Annotated in this window: 16 protein-coding genes; 10 read left to right on the forward strand and 6 right to left on the reverse strand. The window is 65.0% G+C overall.

What is annotated here, in order from left to right; translation table 11 throughout:
- Window positions 1-9: 9 nt before the first annotated feature.
- Entirely contained in the window at window positions 10-2277 is a 2268-nt protein-coding gene (locus tag CSQ87_RS05540; protein WP_100512912.1) for a transglycosylase domain-containing protein, read from the reverse strand.
- A gap of 230 nt (window positions 2278-2507) precedes the next feature.
- Window positions 2508-3242: a Crp/Fnr family transcriptional regulator gene (locus tag CSQ87_RS05545; protein ID WP_240541771.1), complete on the reverse strand. Its 735-nt coding sequence runs from the start codon at window positions 3240-3242 to the stop codon at window positions 2508-2510.
- 137 nt (window positions 3243-3379) lie between these two features.
- Here CSQ87_RS05545 and CSQ87_RS05550 point away from each other — a divergent pair, with 137 nt between their 5' ends.
- The 6 genes from CSQ87_RS05550 to CSQ87_RS05575 all read left to right on the forward strand — a co-directional run bounded on the left by CSQ87_RS05550 (window position 3380) and on the right by CSQ87_RS05575 (window position 11482).
- A complete protein-coding gene (locus CSQ87_RS05550) occupies window positions 3380-4183 on the forward strand; it encodes a polyprenol monophosphomannose synthase (protein WP_243388841.1) in 804 nt (267 codons plus the stop codon).
- Window positions 4184-4339: 156 nt separating this feature from the next.
- Window positions 4340-5155, forward strand: coding sequence for a DeoR/GlpR family DNA-binding transcription regulator (locus CSQ87_RS05555; RefSeq protein ID WP_100512878.1), 816 nt, complete (start codon window positions 4340-4342; stop codon window positions 5153-5155).
- The gene (gene galT, locus CSQ87_RS05560) at window positions 5148-6395 is read left to right on the forward strand and encodes a galactose-1-phosphate uridylyltransferase (protein WP_100512879.1); all 1248 of its coding nucleotides are present in this window, start codon (window positions 5148-5150) and stop codon (window positions 6393-6395) included. The genes CSQ87_RS05555 and galT overlap by 8 nt, the downstream gene beginning before the upstream one ends.
- Before the next feature lie 422 nt (window positions 6396-6817).
- On the forward strand, window positions 6818-8065 hold the full coding sequence (galK, locus tag CSQ87_RS05565; RefSeq protein WP_100512880.1) for a galactokinase: 1248 nt from the start codon (window positions 6818-6820) through the stop codon (window positions 8063-8065).
- A gap of 230 nt (window positions 8066-8295) precedes the next feature.
- On the forward strand, window positions 8296-9867 hold the full coding sequence (locus CSQ87_RS05570) for a DHA2 family efflux MFS transporter permease subunit (RefSeq protein WP_243388842.1): 1572 nt from the start codon (window positions 8296-8298) through the stop codon (window positions 9865-9867).
- Between the two features lie 280 nt (window positions 9868-10147).
- Window positions 10148-11482, forward strand: a complete 1335-nt coding sequence (locus CSQ87_RS05575) for an MATE family efflux transporter (RefSeq protein WP_100512881.1) — start codon at window positions 10148-10150, stop codon at window positions 11480-11482.
- Window positions 11483-11624: 142 nt separating this feature from the next.
- On the opposite strand, the gene CSQ87_RS05580 is transcribed toward CSQ87_RS05575, so the two are convergent.
- The 3 genes from CSQ87_RS05580 to CSQ87_RS05590 form a co-directional block, all read right to left on the reverse strand.
- On the reverse strand, window positions 11625-12989 hold the full coding sequence (locus CSQ87_RS05580) for a PFL family protein (RefSeq protein WP_100512882.1): 1365 nt from the start codon (window positions 12987-12989) through the stop codon (window positions 11625-11627).
- Between the two features lie 27 nt (window positions 12990-13016).
- Window positions 13017-13289, reverse strand: coding sequence for an ACT domain-containing protein (locus CSQ87_RS05585; protein WP_093960720.1), 273 nt, complete (start codon window positions 13287-13289; stop codon window positions 13017-13019).
- A gap of 205 nt (window positions 13290-13494) precedes the next feature.
- Window positions 13495-14178, reverse strand: coding sequence for a tRNA (cytidine(34)-2'-O)-methyltransferase (locus tag CSQ87_RS05590; protein ID WP_165776750.1), 684 nt, complete (start codon window positions 14176-14178; stop codon window positions 13495-13497).
- A 92-nt stretch (window positions 14179-14270) separates the two neighbouring features.
- Here CSQ87_RS05590 and CSQ87_RS05595 point away from each other — a divergent pair, with 92 nt between their 5' ends.
- Window positions 14271-15272: an HhH-GPD family protein gene (locus CSQ87_RS05595; protein WP_243388843.1), complete on the forward strand. Its 1002-nt coding sequence runs from the start codon at window positions 14271-14273 to the stop codon at window positions 15270-15272.
- Between the two features lie 87 nt (window positions 15273-15359).
- Entirely contained in the window at window positions 15360-16124 is a 765-nt protein-coding gene (locus CSQ87_RS05600) for a hypothetical protein (protein WP_165776751.1), read from the forward strand.
- Window positions 16125-16127: 3 nt separating this feature from the next.
- Here CSQ87_RS05600 and CSQ87_RS05605 read toward each other — a convergent pair whose 3' ends face one another.
- A complete protein-coding gene (locus CSQ87_RS05605; protein ID WP_100512918.1) occupies window positions 16128-17690 on the reverse strand; it encodes a DNA repair protein RadA in 1563 nt (520 codons plus the stop codon).
- Between the two features lie 112 nt (window positions 17691-17802).
- Between CSQ87_RS05605 and CSQ87_RS05610 the strand changes: the two genes are divergently transcribed.
- Entirely contained in the window at window positions 17803-18426 is a 624-nt protein-coding gene (locus CSQ87_RS05610) for a hypothetical protein (RefSeq protein ID WP_100512884.1), read from the forward strand.
- A gap of 228 nt (window positions 18427-18654) precedes the next feature.
- Window positions 18655-18744: a 30S ribosomal protein bS22 gene (locus tag CSQ87_RS05615; RefSeq protein ID WP_004268639.1), complete on the forward strand. Its 90-nt coding sequence runs from the start codon at window positions 18655-18657 to the stop codon at window positions 18742-18744.
- Window positions 18745-19161: the final 417 nt, after the last annotated feature.

Below are 19161 nucleotides of genomic sequence, written 5' to 3' on the forward strand. Positions count from 1 at the left end.
CTCGGTGCCTTACCGCTGCTTGTTGGTGGTGCCCGACGTGGCCCCGGAGCTCGTGCCGGTCGTCTGCTTCTGCGTGGTCCCCGTGCTGCCTGACGTGCTGCCGGAGGTCGAACCGGAAGTGGTTCCGGAGGTCGAGCCGGACGAGGTGCTGCCCGAGGTGTCGGTGGTCGCCGCGGCGCCGGAGTTCAGCGTGGAGGCGGGGTTGCCGTAGTTGTTGTCGGCCGGGATCTTCGCCGAGGAGAGGTAGTTCTCCATGAACTCCTTCCACGTCGGCAGTGCGATGTCGGCGCCGTACCAGGTGCTGCGGTACACGCCGTTGATGGTGCCCTGCAGCGGGGTGCCGGAGCTTTCGGCGTTGGTGATGATCACGAAGGCGGCCACCTGCGGCACGAAGCCCGACGTGGCCAGTGCGTTCTGTTCCGACGTACCGGTCTTGGCGAAGGTCTTGCGGCCGCCGCTGAGCTGCGCGTCCTTGGCGATACCCTGCGTGACGTTGAGGTTCATCGCGTAGGCGGTGGTCTGCGCCACCTCCTTGGAGATCGCCTGATGGCAGTTGGCGCTCGGCACCTTGTATTCCTTGCCGCTGCTGCTGGTCACCTTGGTCAGGGCGATCGGCGTGCATTCCACGCCGTTGCCGGCGATCGTGGCGTACACGTTCGCCATGGTCAGCGGGGAGGACTGCTCAGTACCGATCACCATGGACGGGTTCCAGATCGTGCGCTTGGTGATGTCGTTGCCGTTCGCGTTGTGGTAGCCGAGGGCCTTGGCGGTTTCGGCGATCTTCTGCAGGCCGATCTGCTGGGCCATGGCGCCCTGCGTGGTGTTGTGGGACTGGTTGAGACCCTGCAGCGGGGTTTCGGGGCTCACGGTGCCGCCGCCCGAGTTCTGCACCTCCCAGACGTTGGAGTATCCGCCGGCGCCGGGGATGGAGGAGTAGGAGTAGGCGGTCGAGGTGACCAGCGGCTCGTTGAGCGAACGGCCGGTGCTCAGCCATGCGGCCATGTTGATCGGCTTCCACGTAGAGCCGACCTGGAAGCCGTCGCCGCCGCCGTCCTTGCGGTCGACCGCGTAGTTCATCGACGTGCGCGTCGTGCCCGGGGCGCCGTTGACGTCGTAGGTGCGGTTCTGGGCCAGGGCCAGCACTTCGCCGGTGCCGGGCTTGATCGCCGCGAGGATGTTCTCATAGCCGCTGGGATCGTTCTCGGGCAGGTTGTTGCGCACGGCGTTCCATGCGGAGTTCTGCGCGTTCACGTCCAGCGTGGTGTAGATGTTGAGGCCGCCCTCCTTGAGGAGCTTCTTGCGGTCGTCGAGCGTCTTGCCGAATTCGGTGGAGCTTTCGATCTGGTGCAGTGCGTAGTCGCAGAAGTATGCGGCGTTGCCGGCCGCCTGGCAGCCCACGGCCACGTCCTTGACCTTCAGGGTCTGGGCCAGCGGGATCTTCTTGGCCGCGTCGGTCTGCTTCTTCGGTACGAAGCCCCACTCGCTCATCAGGTCGAGCGTGATGTTGCGCTGCTTCTCGGCCTCCTTCGGGTTCACCGTCGGATCGTACATGGCCGGGTTCTTGGTGATGGCGGCGATCGTGGCCGACTCCACGAGGTTGAGGTCCTTGGCGCTCTTGGAGAAGTAGTGCTGTGCGGCGGTCTCCACGCCGTACACGCTCTTGCCGAACTGCGCGATGTTGAGGTAGCCCTGCAGGATCTCGGCCTTGCTGTACTTCTTCTCCAGCTCCACGGAGATCAGCATCTCGCGCAGCTTACGGGCGATAGTCTCCTCCTGCGCGTGATAGGCGCCGATCGGGTCGTCGCTTTCCAGCGCCTGATCGATGAGCATGTTCTTCACATACTGCTGGGTGAGGGTGGAACCGCCCTGGGTGTCGCCCTTCTTGACGTAGGTCTGCACGAAGGCTCGTGCGATGCCCTGCGGATCGATGCCGGTGTGGTCCCAGAACCGGTGATCCTCTCGCGCCACCACGGCCTTCTGCATCATGTCGCTGATGTTCTTCAGCGGGACGATGATGCGGTTCTGCTCGTAGAAGGTGGCGAGCACGGTCTTGCCGTCACGGGCGTACATGCGGGACTGCTGCGGCAGGTCCGCCAGATCGAAGTTGACGTCTTCGGCCTTGAGCTGTTCGGTCAGGCTGTTGGCCACGGTGTTGGCGCCGAACACTGCGGGCAGCAGGAATCCGGAGGCCACCGCACCGCCTGCGAGACAGAAGATAATGTAGGCGAGAATCAGCGTGAAGACACGACGTGCGGTCTTGGGTTTCTTTTCGGGCATGCTGACCATTCTAAAATGGCGGCTCTACCTTTACCGCGTTCCCGTGATCTTCTCCGGCAATCTCCACATCAGCGACGGATGAGGCGGTTGTGGGCTTCCCCCTCTGGCTCGGGTCTTTTTTGCCTTCCCCTTTGAGGGGAAGGTGGCCGACGAAGTCGGTCGGATGAGGTGCCCGACCACCCTCAGTCAGCCTGTGGCTGACAGCTCCCGCCGGCGGGAGCGGAAAAGGACTACTGGTGTGCCCTGCGGATCAGCTTTCCGGGCTGGTAGATGATGATGGTGCGGCCCTTGCGGCTGATCCACCCGCGCTGCGTGAACTCCATCAGCGCCTTGTTCACGGTTTCGCGCGAGGCGCCCACCAGCTGGGCCATCTCCTCCTGGGTGAGGTCGTGGGGTACCACGAGACCGTCCTCGCTGGGCTCGCCGAACCGCTGCGCGAGGTCGATGAGGGTCTTGGCGAGTCGTCCGGGCACGTCCATGAACACGAGGTCGCCGATGCGCTCGTTGTTGAGTCGGGCGCGGTTGGCCATGACCTGCAGCATGTCGATGGCGACCCGGGGGTGCTCGTCCAGCCAGTCGAACATGGCGCTGCGCTCCATCGAGGAGACGGTGGTGCCGTTGGTCATGACGATGGCCGACGCGGTTCGCGGGCCTCCCGTGGGATCGAACACCGGGATCTCGCCGAGCAGTTCGCCGCGGCCGGTGATGGACAGCAGATGGATGCGATGGTCCGAGGATTCGCGGGTGAGCTTGACCCGGCCGTTTTCGACCAGATAGATGCGGTGGTCGGTGTCGCCTTCGCGGAAGATCGTGTCTCCCTTGGCGTAGTACCTGCGCTGTAGATGGGGCAGCAGCTGATCGGCTTCTTCGGGGCGCACCTGCTTGAACAACGCGGTGTGCAGGAGAGCGTTCCGCTGATCCTCCATCGTGTTGGACTCACGGATCACGAGGGTCCTCACCTCCATACGTCGTCGTCTTTGGGTTTTGTTGACCCTTGGCGTCAATAGTCTAGCGCGCCGTTGAGCCAAGATGAACAATCGGTGACAAAAGATGTCAATTTGTGAATCAAATATAGTGGAGTTGATCAGGAAAGGGGATCGGGATGGCGAAGGCGAGCGGACCGCGGACGTTGGTGGTGATGCCGACCTACAACGAACGGGAGAATCTGCCGATCACCGTGGGCGGGGTGTTCGCGCATTGCCCGCAGGTGCATGTGCTGGTGGTGGATGACGGATCCCCGGACGGCACCGGCGAACTGGCCGAACGGATGGCGGGGGAGCCGATCGGCCATGATGCGCAGGGCGAGCCGAGACTGTTCGTGCTGCACCGAACGGAGAAGAACGGTCTCGGCCCGGCGTATCTGGCCGGGTTCCGGTGGGCTTTGGATCGCGGATACGAGGTGATCTGCGAAATGGATATGGACGGTTCGCACCGGCCGCAGGATCTGCCCCGATTGCTGGCTGCGGTCGGTGCGGGCAGTGGCCCGGCCGGTATGGGCGGCGCCGATCTGGTGATCGGGTCGCGGCGGGTGCCGGGCGGTCGCATGGTGGACTGGCCGTGGTACCGCGATCTGATCTCCCGCGGCGGATCGTGGTATGCGCGGACCATGCTCGGCGTCGACGTGCACGACATGACCGCCGGGTTCCGCGCCTACCGGGCCGAGACGCTGCGCCGGATGGATTTTGGGGCGATTGAGTCGGGCGGCTACGTGTTCCAGATTGACATGACCCGCCGAGTGGCCGCGATGGGCGGGACGATCCGCGAGGTGCCGATCGTGTTCGAACAGCGTGCCCTCGGCACGTCGAAGATGAGCGGGTCGATCGTGATCGAGGCGATGGCCCGCGTGACCTGGTGGGGGATCGGTCGGCTGGCCGGACGATTGAGGGGGTCCGGCGGAAGTCGGTGAGGGTTGCCGGGTGCCGGTCGGTGATCGCGGCCGGCTTCGGCGTTTCGCAACGGCCGCTATGGCTGGGCGCCGATGTGAGCGTTTCGCGTTCTCCCGATCGTGAAGCATGTGCGATTGGTTTTGCTTTTATGAGTAATTGTGTGCGATAATGTTCATATGATTTCCTCACAACGACAGCATGTGATCCTCAGCAGGCTTCGCACGCGAGGGGCGGTGCGGATCACCGCACTGAGCAAGGAGCTCGGCGTCTCATCAATGACGATCCGCCGAGACATCGCCGACCTCGCGGACAAAGGTCTGCTCAAGCGCGTTCACGGCGGCGCGGTCACCACCAGCACACTTCTCGCCGAACCACTGTTCTCCGTCAAATCCCAGATGGACGTCGGTCTCAAGGATGCGATCGCCCGACGGGCCATCGACTACGTCTCCCCGGGCGACGTGATCGCCATCGGCGGCGGCACCACCGCCTACATCTTCGCCCAGCACCTGCTGGAAAGCGAAAACTCCTCCGGAGTCACGATCCTGACCAACTCGATCCCCGTGGCCGAACTCGTGCAGGCCATGGAAAACAAGGACGCCGAAGTCATCGTCACCGGCGGCGTGCTGAGCCGATCCAACTCGCTGGTCGGGCCGATCGCCGACAAGGTGATCTCCTCGCTGCGCGTCAACACCCTGTTCCTCGGCACGCATTCGGTATCGATGCCCCGCGGCTTCCTCACCCCGAACTCGCTGGAATCCGCCACCGACGCCGCTCTGATCAACATCGCCGACCGCAGGATCGTGCTCGCCGACCACACCAAGTGGGACAACACCTCGCTGAGCATGTTCGCCAGCTTCGACGACATCGACGTGCTGATCACCGACGACGGGCTCAGCCGCGAATACGCCAATCAGGCCAAGGATTTGGTGAAAGAACTCGTCCTGTCCTCTCAGGGCGACACCGACAAGGAAAGAGAACTGAACTATGACTGATTTCGCTCAGTACGTTCCGGGAGACTATGCGAAGGAGCGCATCCGGATCACCCCGACCACGCTGGCCGACGGACGCGACTTCTTCTATCTGGACGACGACCCCGAATACGTTTCCGGCGCCAAGACCCGCGAGCTCAAGGATCCGCGCCCGCTGGCCTACCGATTCGCCAACCAGCTGAACGCCGCCGGCGAGGAAGTGCCGTACGCGGCCCCCGAAATGCGCCGCGACCCGCTGACCGGCGACTGGATCCCGATGGCCACGGCCCGCATGAACCGACCGATTACCGCCGGCCCCGGCGCCACCGCCAAAGGCAATCCGCTGGCCGCTCGCAAGCCCGGCGACCCGTACCAGGACGGCGAGGTGCCGGACACCGACTACAACGTCGTGATCTTCGAAAACCGCTTCCCCTCCATGGTGCGCGTGCCGGGCCGCTCCGAAGACGTCACCTACGTGGACGGCAACCCGCTGTGGGAGAAGAAGATGGCCGCCGGACGCTGCGAAGTGATCTGCTTCGACCCGAACGAGCACGGGCTGCCCGCCGACCTGCCGGTCTCCCGACTGCGCACGGTCGTGGAGGCATGGGCCTTCCGCACCGCCGAGATCTCCGCCATGGACGGCATCGAGCAGATCTTCCCGTTCGAGAACCACGGCGCCGAGATCGGCGTCTCGCTGGCCCATCCGCACGGTCAGGTGTACTGCTACCCGTTCATCGCCCCGAAGATGGAACAGGAGCTCAAGCACACCGAGGCCTACCATGAGAAGACCGGCGGCAACCTGCTCAAGGACATCATGAACGCCGAGATCGAAGCCGGCGAACGCGTGGTGATGCGCAACCACAGCTGGGTCGCCTACGTGCCCGCCGCCGCCCGCTGGCCCCTCGAGGTGCATGTGGCGCCGGTGCACGACGTGCTCACCATCGACCAGCTCAACGATCAGGAACGCTGGGATCTGGCGCAGATGTACTCCACGCTCCTGAAGCGCGGCAACGCCTTCTTCGACAAGGGCGACGGCAAGGGCATGGACCTGCCGTACATCGCCGCGTGGCACCAGGCCCCGATCCACGATCCCCGCCGCGAGAACTACCGTCTGAACCTGCAGTTCTTCTCGTTCCGTCGCGCCGCCAACAAGATCAAGTACCTCGCCGGCTCCGAATCGGGCATGGCCGCATGGATCTCCGACACCACGCCGGAGCTCATCGCCAAGCGGTTCCACGAACTTGGAGGGGTGGATATCGACTAGCGCGTTCGTGCGTTCGCGCGTGTGGGCGTCGGCCGGCATGGTGTTCTCGACACGCTCCGGGCCGCTCAGGCCGAGTCCTTACGGTCGAGAACACCATGCCGGCCTCCGCTTTTTGGCGCGAATCTGAGGGACGCACGACACTTGCTCACGTGGGCCGCCTGCCTCACGTGGGCCGCCTTGCGTAATCGTTGTAATTTCAACGATCGTGGGTGTGTCTCACATGGGCCGGGCGGCCCGCGTGAGTGCGGTGGGGTGCACATACGCGCCGGGGATTGTATCGGCGCTGTAGTTGTGACTATACTGATCAATAAACGAACAAAAATTAACATACTTAAACATGATTTGTTTGGGATCGGTGCGATGTCTTGTCGATGACCCGCATATGTTTGGGTATGGGTGCCATGCTGCGAGGAAGGAGAATCATGGCTCAGGTTGCATTCATCGCTCCGATCGAGGCCGAGGAGGGCGTCGACCGGTCGACTGCATTGTTCGAGAAGACGTTTGGGGAGAAGCCGGAGGGCGTGTGGAACGCGCCGGGTCGCGTGAACCTGATCGGCGAGCACACCGACTACAACGCCGGTCTGTGTCTGCCGATTGCGCTGCCGCATCGCACGTACATCGCCCTGAAGCCGCGTACCGACACCAAGGTGCGCGTGGTCTCCGACGTCGATCCCGACAACGTCGCCGAAGCCGATCTCGAGGGACTTGAGGCCGGCGGCGTCAAGGGCTGGGCCGCCTACCCGGTGGGCGTGGCCTGGGCGCTGCGCCTCAAGGGCTTCAACGTGAAGGGCTTCGACGCCGCGTTCGTCTCCTGCGTGCCGCTCGGCTCCGGCCTGAGCTCGTCCGCCGCCATGACCTGCTCCACCGCGCTGGCGCTCGACGACGTGTACGGCCTCGGCTACGGCCAGTCCGACGCGGGCCGCGTGACGCTGATCAACGCCGCCATCAAGTCGGAGAACGACATGGCCGGCGCCTCCACCGGCGGCCTCGACCAGAACGCCTCGATGCGCTGCACCGAAGGCCACGCGCTGCTGCTCGACTGCCGTCCCGAGCTCACGCCGCTGGAGAACGTCTCCCAGCAGCCCTTCGACCTCAAGGCCCACGGTCTGGAACTGCTGGCCCTCGACACCCAGGCCCCGCACCAGCTCAACGACGGCCAGTACGCCGAACGCCGCGCCACCTGCGAGAAGGCCGCCGAGATCCTCAAGGTGCCGAACCTGCGCTACTGCGCCGACGGCATCATGAAGGCCGGCGACCCGTTCCAGGCGCTTAAGGAGACGCTCGACGCCCTGCCCGACGAGAACATGAAGCGCCGCGTGCGCCATGTGGTCACCGAAATCGAGCGCGTACGCACCTTCGTCCACGCCTTCGCCGACGGCGACATCGAGCAGGCCGGCCGCCTGTTCAACGCCTCGCACGACTCGCTCGCCACCGACTACGAGGTCACCGTGCCCGAACTCGACGTGGCCGTGGACGTGGCCCGTCGCAACGGTGCCTACGGCGCCCGCATGACCGGCGGCGGCTTCGGCGGTTCGATCATCGCACTGGTGAACGAAGGCCGCTCCCAAGAAGTGGCCCAGCTCATCGCCGACGAATTCGAGCGTCGTGGATTCCATGCGCCCCGTGCGCTGGCCGCGGTCGCCTCCGCCTCGGCCTCGCGCAACGCGTGATCGTCGCCGCATGACCGGCGACACGCCCGGCCCGCTTATGCGAAACCGCGAATCGTGTTAGCGTAACAACCGACTTTCAAAACCGCATGCCTCCGGCGTCTTGTTCCTGCCGGCGGGCATGCGGTTTTTTGTTGTCTTCGGCGATACGCACCGGCCAGTCCCGGTCACACGCCGAACACGAGAAGCGGGGGAGTTCCCCGAGATCATTCCGGCCGGTCCGCCGGAACCGTATGGAGAATCAACAAGAGAGTATGCTGTCCGAATCGCAGAACCAATCGCAGTCACCGAACCAGTCACAGTCGTCAGTCCAAACCGAATCCCGCGGATCGGCGTCCCGATCCCATGATCTTCCCGAATCCGAACCGCGTTTCCGTCACCCGCACCGCACGATGCTCGGCCTGTACGTCGGCGCCTTCCTCGGCATGCTGTCGGAAACCTCGATGAACATCGCCCTGCCCGACCTCATGGACGAGTTCGGCGTCTCCGCCGGCACCGCGCAGTGGATGGTTGTCGGCTACATGCTGGCCATCGGCGTGGTGCTGCCCTGCGTCGGCTTCCTGCTCAAGTGGATCAAGGCCAAGACGCTGGTGCTGTTCGCCATGGCCTGCTTCCTCGTCGGTGCGGTCGTCTCCGCGATGGCCGTGACCTTCCCCGTCCTGCTCGGCGGCCGTATGCTGCAGGGCGTCGGCACCGGCATCGTGCTGCCCACCATGTTCGCCGCGATCATGCGCGTCTTCCCGCCCACCCGTATCGGCGCCGCCAACGGCGTGGCCGGCCTCGTCGTCATGCTCGCCCCCGTCGTCGGCCCCACGCTCGCCGGCGTGCTGATCGGCGCGATCTCCTGGCGTGCGATCTTCGTCCTGTTCGCCGTCGTGGCCGCCGTCTCCATCATCGCCACCGCCGCGTTCTTCGTCACCCCGATCGAACAGACCCGACCCGCGGTCGACCTGCCCTCCGTCCTCGCCTCCGTCATCGGCTTCGGCTGCCTCGTCGCCGGCGTCAGCATGATCGCCGACATGGGCTTCTCCCCGCTGGTCATCGGCCTGCTCGTCATCGGCGTCGCCGTGCTCGCGTTCTACGCATGGCGTCAGCTGACCATCGCGAACCCGCTGCTCGACCTGCGCGTGCTGGCCATCGCCGCCTTCCGTACCCCGGCCATCATGGTCACCTGCTCGTTCGCCTGCACCCTCGCGTTCATGTACCTCGTGCCGCAGGAGCTGCAGCGCGGCCTCGGTCTGAGCTCCACCGTGGCCGGTCTGCTCATGCTGCCCGCCGGCATCGTCAACGCGGTGTGCTCCCTGCTCGCCGGCCAGATGTACGACCGCTACGGCGCCAGGCGTCTCGTCTGGTTCGGCGGGGCGATGGCCTTCGTCGGCGGCGCGCTGTTCATGGCGATCGGAGTCTCCTCCCCGGTGGCGCTGTTCCTCGCCGCGCACATCGTGATCATGATCGGCATCCCGTTCATGCAGCAGTCCGCCCAGTCCGCGGCCCTGAAGAGCCTGCCGCGAGAGCTTTCGGCCGACGGCAGCACCGTGCTCAACACCATGCAGCAGGTGGTCGGTGCGATCGGCACCGCCATCGCCACCTGCCTGCTCGGCCTCGGTCAGGCGCACTACACCGTGGCCGGCGGATCGAACCCCGCGCAGGGCTTTGTGAACGGCTCCCGATACGGTTTCGTCTTCGGTCTGGCGCTGATCGTACTGGTGCTGGCGTTCTCGGCCATGCTGCACGAACGCCAGTCCCACGTCGCCGAATCCGTGGAAGCCGGCTTCCGTGCCAAGGAGCGCGTCAAGGCCGCCTGATCCCACCGGACTTCCCGGGCGGCCCTTCGTCCCCAGACCTTCCCCTTGGAGGGGAAGGTGGCCGGCGAAGCCGGTCGGATGAGGTGATGGGGCGATGCGCGAACCGAATGGCGTCCTGATCCCCCTCATCAGTCGGCTCTCGCCGACAGCTTCCCCCAAAGGGGGAAGCCAAGAGAGATTCCTTTCGGATCCGGGAAACTCGGGGCAACGCGTTGCCGCCCATCGCTGCGGAGGCGTACCGTACCGCACGGAAACCGTACAATTCCGAGGTGATGGGCGAATGGCGACGATCGACATGACGGTGGGGCGGCCCACCCCGCATCTGATGAACTATGCGGTGCCGCTGGTGCTGACCAACGTGTTCCAGCTGTCGTACAACGCGCTGGACGCGATCATCGTTGGCCGGTTCATCGGCAAGGAGGCGCTCGCCGCCACCGGCATGGCCAGCCCCGTGATGAACCTGCTGATTCTCGGCATTTCCGGCCTGACCATGGGCGCCGGCGTCCTGATGAGCGAATTCTACGGGGCCCGCGACTTCGCCAAGCTCCGCCGGGAGATGTCCACCACCATCCTGGCCGGGCTGATCCTGTCGGTGGCGGTCGCCGCCCTGGGATTCGCCTTCACCGTCCCGTTGCTGCACCTGCTCAACGTACCCGCCGAAGCGTTCTCGCAGACGCTGATCTACCTGCGCATCACCTTCCTCGGCGTGCCGTTCACCTACTGCTACAACGCGCTCGCCGCCGCGCTGAAAAGCGCCGGCGACTCGAAAACCCCGCTGATCTTCCTCAGTATCGCGCTGGTGATCAACGGCGGACTCGACTTCCTGTGCATCGGATTCCTCGGCTTCGGCATCGACTGGGCCGCGTTCACCGACGTCCTCGCGCAGGGTCTGGCCATGATCATGACCGCCGTGTACATGGTGGCGAAAATGCCTGATTTCCGTCTGCGTCGCGGCGAATTCGGCATCGATCCGGCCCTGCTGCGTACCACATGGGCATACGGCTCGGTCACCGCATTGCAGCAGTCCGTCCAGCCGATCGCCAAACTGATCATCCAGGGGGCGGTCAACTCGCTGGGCGTGGACGTGATCGCCGCGTTCAACGCGGTCACCCGCATCGACGACTTCGCCTTCACCCCGCAGCAGAGCATCTCGCACGGCATCACCACGTTCGTGGCGCAGAATCGCGGGGCCGAGCGTCCCGAGCGCATACGCCCCGGCTTCCGTGCCGGACTGCGGCTGGAATTCGCCTACTGGATCATCATCGGCCTGACGGTGCTGCTTCTGCACCGGCCGCTCATGCATCTGTTCGTGGAGGCCGACCAGACCCGGGTGATCGACCTCGGCAGCCAGTACCTGCTCACGATGTCGCTGTTCTATCTGTTCCCGTCGTTCACCAACGGCATCCAGGGGTTCTTCCGCGGTATGGGGAACATGTCGGTCACCCTGATCTCCACGTTCATTCAGGCGTCGTTGCGCGCGGTGTTCACATGGGTGCTGATCGGCCGGCTGGGGATGTACGGCATCAGTTTCGCCTGCGCGATCGGCTGGAGCGCCATGCTCCTGTTCGAGGTGCCGTATTACGCCGTCTATCGTCGTCGGCACCGGCTGCCGTAGGGGCTTCCCCTTGAGGGAAGCTGTCTGCCATGGGCAGACTGATGAGGTGACAAGTGCGTGACCGAAATGGCCCCTCATCCGACCGACTGCGTCGGCCACCTTCCCCCGGAGGGGGAAGGCAACATATTGATCTTGTGCTCCGTCAGTTCTTGAAGCTGTGGATCGGGGCGGGGATGCGGCCGCCGCGGTTCACGAACGCCTCGCAGCTGGTCTGGTTCACCGGGATGATCGGCGCATAGCCCATCAGACCGCCGAAGTTCGCCATCTCGCCCACGCCCTTGCCGACCACCGGGATCACGCGCACGGCCGTGGTCTTCTGGTTCACCATGCCGATTGCGGCCTCGTCGGCGATCATGCCGGAGATCGTGGCGGCCGAGGTGTCGCCGGGGATGGCGATCATGTCGAGACCGACCGAGCACACGCAGGTCATCGCCTCGAGCTTTTCGATGGTCAGGCAGCCGGAGGAGGCCGCGTCGATCATGTTCTTGTCTTCGGAAACCGGGATGAACGCGCCGGAAAGGCCGCCGACATAGCTCGACGCCATGATGCCGCCCTTCTTCACCTGATCGTTGAGCATGGCCAGCGCCGCGGTGGTGCCGGGGGCGCCCACCTGCTCCAGACCGATCTTCTCCAGCACCTCGCCGACCGAATCGCCCACGGCGGGCGTCGGGGCGAGCGAAAGATCGATGATGCCGAACGGGATGCCGAGACGGCGGGAGGCCTCCTGCGCCACCAGCTGCCCCACGCGGGTGATCTTGAACGCGGTGCGCTTGATCGTCTCGCACAGGAACTCGAAGTCCTTGCCCTTGGCGGCGTCGAGCGCGCGGGAGACCACGCCGGGTCCGGAGACGCCCACGTTGATCACCGCGTCGCCTTCGGTCACGCCGTGGAAGCCGCCGGCCATGAACGGGTTGTCGTCCGGCACGTTGCAGAACGCCACGAACTTCACGCAGCCGTAGGAGTCATTGTCGGCCGTGCGTTCGGCGGTGTCTTTGATGATGTGGCCGAGCAGCGCCACCGCGTTCATGTCGATGCCGGTCTTCGTGGAGCCGACGTTCACCGACGAGCACACCAGATCGGTTTCGGCAAGGGCCTGCGGCAGCGACTTGATCAGCAGCTCCTCGGCCGGGGTCATGGCCTTCGACACCAGGGCGGAGTAGCCGCCGATCAGATCGACGCCCACCTCCTTGGCCGCACGGTCGAGCGCGTGGGCGATCTTGACGAAATCCTCGCTGGTCTTGCACGAGCTGGCGCCCACCAGCGAGATCGGGGTGACGGTGATGCGCTTGTTGACGATCGGGATACCGAAGTCCCGGCTGATCTCCTCGCCGGTCTTCACCAGATCCTTCGCGTACGAGGTGATCTTGCGGTAGATGTTGTCGCAGACGGTGTCCACATCCGAGGCCGCGCAGTCCAGCAGGCTGATGCCCATGGTGATCGTGCGCACGTCGAGCTTCTCCTGCTCGATCATCTGATTGGTCTCGTGGACCTCCATGATATTCAGCATGGCGTGATCTCCCTTGTTCCTTCCCGGTCAGACGCGGTGCATCTTGGTGAAGATCTCTTCGCGCTGGCAGCGGATGCGCACGCCGATGTCGTCGCCGAGGTCCTCCAGATTGCCGACCATGGCGCTGAAGTCCTTGTCGGACTGCGAGTAGTCCACGATCATCATCATGTTGAAGAAGCCGTCGATGATGGTCTGGGAAATGTCGAGCACGTTCACATGGTGCTTGGACAGGTACGTGCAGACGCGGGCGATGATGCCGACCGTGTCCTGGCCGACGACGGTGATGATTGCCTTGTTCATGAAGTCTCCCTTAAGGCCGAAAAACCGGACTAATCCAGTCTATCGGCCTTGAAGGTCTTCGCTTGTTTCGTCTCACCGACTCCACCGGACCGTTCGTATCATCGACCGGTTTCTGGTGGAGTCCTGCGGACGCGGTGTCTTTCCCCTCGCCGCTCGTAGATCGCGGCTCGCGTCGCTACGAAACAGTCCACCGGACTGTTTCGCTTCACGCTCCGCCAGCAAAGCCCAGCTGGCGCCAGGCCTCGTAGATGGCGATCGAGGCGCAGTTCGTCAGGTTCAGGCTGCGCAGGCTCGGCCGCATCGGCAGACGCACCTGCTCCGCCACATGCGGTCCGGCCATGATGTCCATCGGATCGGGGATGTTGCCCGGCTCCGGACCGAACAGCAGGATGTCGGTCGGCTTGTACTCGATCTCCGTATACAGCTTCGTGGCGTGCGCGGTGAACGCGATGATGCGGGAGTTGGGCATCGACTCCACGAGGTTCTCGAAGTTCGGGTGCAGCACCACATGTGCCATGTCGTGATAGTCGAGGCCGGCGCGGCGCAGCTTCGTGTCGCGCAGGTTGAATCCCAGCGGCTCCACCAGATGCAGGATCGTGCCGGTCACCGCGCACAGGCGGATCGCCGAACCGGTATTGCCGGGGATGCGCGGCGAGTAGTAGCACAGATGCGGGGTGACGGTTTCGGCCTCGGCGGCCTTTTCGGCCGACAGCATGGCGTCGACCACGCTGATCGGATTGCCGTGCGCGTCGGTCACCAGCTCGTCGGGACCGTAGTTCGACTTGCGGTAGCCGTATTCGAACATCTTCTCGACCTTGGACTCGGGATCGCCGGCGTTGACTGCGGGATCGTCGTGATGATCGGCCGGCTGCTGGGGGTTCTGCTCCATATTCACAGTCGTCAAGGATAGAAACGTCAGGCGACACGATCGACGTCCGGCATCGTATGGGCGAGACCGGGCGGGGCCGTATGGTTGGTGGCATGGTTGCCGAGAAGATGAAGGAACATGGCGAAGCCCGCGAGCGTAAGCAGAACCGCGAACATGAGCGCGAACGCAAGCAGACCCGCGAATGGATCAGCGAGACAGCCCGCGATCGGACCCGCGAAACCGTCCGCGCCCATCTGGCCGCATGGTGGGAGACCAATGCCCGCGACCTGCCGTGGCGGTTCGGCCGCACCACCCCGTGGGGCGTGCTCGTTTCCGAGGTGATGAGTCAGCAGACCCAGATGAGCCGCGTGGTGCCGTACTGGACGGCATGGATGGCCGCCTGGCCGGACGCCGCCGCGCTCGCCGCCGCCTCCACCGCCGAGGTGATCACCGCGTGGGGCAAGCTGGGGTACCCGCGCCGCGCCCTGCGGTTGCAGGAATGCGCCCGCGTGGTGGCGACCGAATGCCACGACGAGCTGCCGACGACCTATGACGGGCTGACGGCGCTGCCCGGCATCGGCGACTATACGGCCAGCGCGGTGATGAGCTTCGCCTACGGCAAGCGGGTGCCGGTGATCGACACGAATATCCGCCGCGTGCTGTCCCGCGTGTTCCTCGGCAAGGAGTCGATGGGAGGGGCGGCCAGCCGTGAGGAACGCGATCTGGCCGATCGGGTGCTGCCCGAGGATCCGGAGCGTTCGGTGGTCTGGAACCAGTCGGTCATGGAGCTCGGCGCGGTGATCTGCACGGCTAAGAAGCCGGTGTGCGAACACTGCCCGGTGTCCGGCGAATGCCGGTTCCTCGCCGCGGGAAGACCGGGATTGGGGGAGCGGCGGACCCGTCCCCGTCAACGGTTCCAAGGCACCGACCGTCAGGTGCGGGGATTGGTGCTGAACGCCCTGCGCGCCAAACCCGCCGGCCGACAGGTCATCGCCCGCGACGAGATCGAAGCGCTGTGGAAGGATCGGGTGCAGCTCGACGCCTGTATCGCCTCGCTTGACGAGGACGGTCTGATCGATATGCTGCCCGACGGCTCGCTGCGGCTTCCCGCCTGACATGCTCTCGCCTGAGATGTCGTCATCCGGTGTAGCCTGACCGCGGCCCGGGTTCCGCGAATCCCAGCCGGCCCTACACTCGTGACTATGGTCAAGCGCACATCAGGGAACGTAGGGAAATCAGGGAAGACCGGGAAGTCAGGGAACACCGGAAGGTCAAGGAACATCAGCAAACAGCAGCAGGCGATCTACCGTCGTCGCCGCATCGTCGTCGCCGTACTGCTGGTGGTGGCGCTGGCCCTGTGCGGCGGGATCGTCTTCGGCGTGGTCAGCGCGGTGCGCGGCCTGACCGGCGGATCGCAGGCACAGTCGTCGCAGTCGCAGTCGGCTGACCGATCGAAGACCAAGTCGGGATCGGAAACCGATACCAAGAACTCGGCTTCGTCGGATTCCGCCTCGGACACCGCATCCGCCGACGACTCGGCCTCCGCGAAGCCGAAGAAGACCGCGGGCATCCCGGACTGCACCGCATCGGACGTCGACCTGTCCCTCACCGCCCAGACCGCGGTGATCGGCGTCGGCGGGACGGTGACGTTCAAGGCCGCGATCGACCATCGCGGCGATCAGGACTGCCTGATCGACAGCTCCACCAGCGGACTGGTCCTCACGATCTCCTCCGGCGACAAGCAGATCTGGCAATCCGACTCCTGCCCGGCCGACTCGAATCTGCTGCTCATGCACGGCAGCGACAAGTACATCCAGTCCATCACCTGGAACGCCAACAGCTCCGGGAGCAAATGCGTGGCCGACGCCGATCTGCCGAAGGTGAGCGCCGGCACGTACACGGCCACGCTCGCCCTGCGGGACGCGCCGAAGGCCAAGTCCGACCAGCTGTCGGTCACGGTTCAGTAGGGATCACCGCCGCTCCACGCCCATCGCCTTCAGCGCCCGCGCCAGCGTATCCGCCTCGATGATTTCAAGGCCGTCGATCCGCAGCGGTTTTGCACCCTTGCGGCGGCGGGGCACGACCACATGGGTGAAGCCGAGACGGGCCGCCTCGCGCAGCCGGTATTCCAGCCTCGGCACCGGCCGCACCTGACCGGTCAGCGAGATCTCGCCGATCGCCGCCCAGTCTCGGGGAATGGGGGTGTGGAAGGCCGCGGAAGACAGTGCCGCCGCCACCGCCAGATCACACGACGGCTCCTTGGCGAGCCCGCCGGCGATCGTGGAGATATACAGATCATTGGTCAGCAGCGGCACGCGGCCATGACGGTACAGCACCGCCACCAGCATCGCCAGACGGTTCGAGTCGATGCCGTTCGTGGCGCGGCGGGGGGTCGGCAGCACCGAGTTGGTGACCAGCGCCTGAATCTCGATCGGCAGACTGCGATGGCCGTCCACGGTGAACGTGACGCAGGTGCCCTCCACGGGGGCGTCCGAATCGGAGAGAAACAGCGAACCGGGGTTGGTGACCTCGTCGATGCCTTCGCCGCTCATGTCGAAGCAGCCCACCTCGTCGGTCGGACCGAACCGGTTCTTCACCGCCCGCAGCATACGCAGCGCGGTCTGCGGATCGCCTTCGAACTGGCAGACCACATCCACCAGATGCTCCAGCGTCCGCGGTCCGGCGATCGAACCGTCCTTGGTCACATGACCGACCAGCAGCACCGGCACGTCAAGGGTCTTGGCCACGTCGATCAGGGCGCTCGCCACCTCGCGCACCTGCGTGGATCCGCCGGCGATCCCGTCGACGTCCTGCGACACGATCGTCTGCGCGGAATCCACGATCGCCAGCCTCGGCCGCACCTGCTCGATCAGACCCAGTACCGTGGACAGATCGGTGGTGGAGGCGAGCAGCAGATTGTCGCTCATCGCGCCGATTCGCCCGGCCCTCATGCTTACCTGCGCCTGCGACTCCTCGCCGGAGACGTATAGCACCGGACGATCGTCGGAGCGGCCGCCGGATTGACTGCCGGAGCGGTCGCCGGATTGGTCGTCGGATGACCGGACTGTCGACCGGGCTGACGACTGGGCCACGCGTCCGGCGGTCTCCAGCAGCAGCGTCGACTTGCCGATGCCCGGCTCCCCGGCGATCAGCGCCACCGATCCGGGGACGATGCCGCCGCCGAGCACCCGGTCGAACTCCTCGAACCCGGTCGATACGCGGGAGACGTCCTGCGCATCCACGCTGGTGATCGGGGTGGCGAACCCTTCGGGCACATGAACGGCCCCGGTCCGGGCCGCGCGGATCGGACCGCCCGCGCCGGATCCCGTCTGACCGGCCGTCATGCCGATTCCCGAGCCGCTTCCGGCAGCCCCGGACCGTCCGGCCGCAACCGTGCGGGACCGGGCCGCGGGCCGGGCCTCGTGGAACTCCTCGATGGTGCCCCACTGGCCGCATTCCGGGCACCGTCCGAACCATTTGCCGCCACTCCAGCCGCATTCCGAGCAAAGATACTGAGTCGAGGATTTCGCCATGCCCCAAGCATGGAATCGCATGTGGACACCGGCCGTACGGAGGTCTGACCGGACCGTTCGGCGGCGGATTGCGGCGGCATTGAGCGTCCTAACGCCGTGAGAGAATCGCCGTATGTCTAATAACGCTTCTACTTCTTCCCGCCGTCGTTTGGTTGTGATTGTCGTTGCGGCCGTGGTTGTGGTGCTCGCCCTGCTGAGCGCGTTCGTGTGGCCGGGCTGGGCCGTGCGCAAGCCGGCCGTCGAGGCTACGGGGAAGGCCACGTCCGGGCAGACGCAGTCCGCTCCGGCCACGCCGACCATCAAGGCCTCGCCGCTGCCCGGCAGCGCCACCGAACTGCTCAAGGCGGCCGCTCCGGAGACCGTGGAGGGCACGGCCTACGCCCGTGTGAAGACGCAGAGCGCCCAGGACTGGGCTTCCGCAAGCCCGATCGAGGAGTACCAGATCACGTATTCCACCGGCAATGCGGCCAAGGATCTGACACTGGTGACCGCCCAGTGGTCCGACGCCAACTCCGCGCAGGCCCAGTACAAGAAGGTCACCGACGCCTTGGATGGCGAGACACTCGCCCAGGGCAGCGTGAAGGTGTCCGGTGCGGCCAAGGGATCGTATCTGGTGAAGGCCGACGACTCCGATAGCGCCAAGGCCGTCGCCGTGTGGCAGAACGATACCGTGCTGTTCCAGATCACCGGCCCGAAGGCCGAGGTGCTGGACTTCTACCAGAAGTTCCCGCTGTAGTCGCCGTAGTCGTAGTCTGCGGTATTCGTAGTCTGCGGTAGTCGGTTCCGCCCGGCGGTTCTGTCAGGCGGTCCGTCCGGTGGGTCCGATCCGAGATCGATGGGGTCGATCCGGGCTGATCGGGGCCGAGATATGGGCAATATCGACTGATGGTCGTGTTCGTCCGAGAACCGTAGTACTATTGGGCAAGTTGCAATCTTTTCGATATGTATAGGAACGGAGGCTGAGATGGGTTCGGTCATCAAGAAGCGCCGCAAGCGGATGAGCAAGAAGAAGCACCGCAAACTGCTGCGTAAGACTCGCCACCAGCGCAAGTAGTCTTCAGCGCCTCTGGCGCAGAGCCGCGTAGTGTAGCGATGTACGGTGTGAAGCCGTATAGTCGGCGGCCAATGGAAAAGCCCCGGAATCTCACGATTCCGGGGCTTTTGCGTAAGCGTCTAGGTTGCCGGCGAAGACGACTGGGGGTGGTTAAACCACGCGATGAGTGGATTGTGCCCCCGTTGGATGATTTCGAGGAATAGCTACTCGACCACCCTCAGTCACGCAAGGCGTGACAGCTCCCGCCGGCGGGAGCGGGGATGATATGCCCGCGTTGAATGAACGGTCCGGTGGACTGTTCATGGCGGGTCGCCTCGTAAGGCGTACGTCGCACAATAGGTCGGGATCTATCGGCAGAGCCGACTGGGGTGGTGTTCGCTCCCGCTGGCGGGAGCTGGCCCGCGTGAGCGGGACTGA

This window comes from Bifidobacterium simiarum, assembly GCF_002802905.1.
Classification (GTDB): Bacteria; Actinomycetota; Actinomycetes; order Actinomycetales; family Bifidobacteriaceae; genus Galliscardovia; species Galliscardovia simiarum.

Excerpts from the sequence above, each read along its gene's own strand:
- CSQ87_RS05615 (WP_004268639.1), top strand. The coding sequence starts at position 18,655 with ATGGGTTCGGTCATCAAGAAGCGCCGCAAGCGGATGAGCAAGAAGAAG.
- galT (WP_100512879.1), top strand. The coding sequence starts at position 5,148 with ATGACTGATTTCGCTCAGTACGTTCCGGGAGACTATGCGAAGGAGCGC.
- CSQ87_RS05555 (WP_100512878.1), top strand. The coding sequence starts at position 4,340 with ATGATTTCCTCACAACGACAGCATGTGATCCTCAGCAGGCTTCGCACG.
- CSQ87_RS05590 (WP_165776750.1), bottom strand. The coding sequence starts at position 14,178 with ATGGAGCAGAACCCCCAGCAGCCGGCCGATCATCACGACGATCCCGCA.
- CSQ87_RS05595 (WP_243388843.1), top strand. The coding sequence starts at position 14,271 with ATGGTTGCCGAGAAGATGAAGGAACATGGCGAAGCCCGCGAGCGTAAG.
- CSQ87_RS05570 (WP_243388842.1), top strand. The coding sequence starts at position 8,296 with ATGGAGAATCAACAAGAGAGTATGCTGTCCGAATCGCAGAACCAATCG.
- CSQ87_RS05585 (WP_093960720.1), bottom strand. The coding sequence starts at position 13,289 with ATGAACAAGGCAATCATCACCGTCGTCGGCCAGGACACGGTCGGCATC.
- CSQ87_RS05550 (WP_243388841.1), top strand. The coding sequence starts at position 3,380 with ATGGCGAAGGCGAGCGGACCGCGGACGTTGGTGGTGATGCCGACCTAC.
- CSQ87_RS05575 (WP_100512881.1), top strand. The coding sequence starts at position 10,148 with ATGGCGACGATCGACATGACGGTGGGGCGGCCCACCCCGCATCTGATG.
- CSQ87_RS05600 (WP_165776751.1), top strand. The coding sequence starts at position 15,360 with ATGGTCAAGCGCACATCAGGGAACGTAGGGAAATCAGGGAAGACCGGG.
- CSQ87_RS05545 (WP_240541771.1), bottom strand. The coding sequence starts at position 3,242 with ATGGAGGTGAGGACCCTCGTGATCCGTGAGTCCAACACGATGGAGGAT.
- CSQ87_RS05540 (WP_100512912.1), bottom strand. The coding sequence starts at position 2,277 with ATGCCCGAAAAGAAACCCAAGACCGCACGTCGTGTCTTCACGCTGATT.
- CSQ87_RS05580 (WP_100512882.1), bottom strand. The coding sequence starts at position 12,989 with ATGCTGAATATCATGGAGGTCCACGAGACCAATCAGATGATCGAGCAG.
- galK (WP_100512880.1), top strand. The coding sequence starts at position 6,818 with ATGGCTCAGGTTGCATTCATCGCTCCGATCGAGGCCGAGGAGGGCGTC.
- CSQ87_RS05605 (WP_100512918.1), bottom strand. The coding sequence starts at position 17,690 with ATGGCGAAATCCTCGACTCAGTATCTTTGCTCGGAATGCGGCTGGAGT.
- CSQ87_RS05610 (WP_100512884.1), top strand. The coding sequence starts at position 17,803 with ATGTCTAATAACGCTTCTACTTCTTCCCGCCGTCGTTTGGTTGTGATT.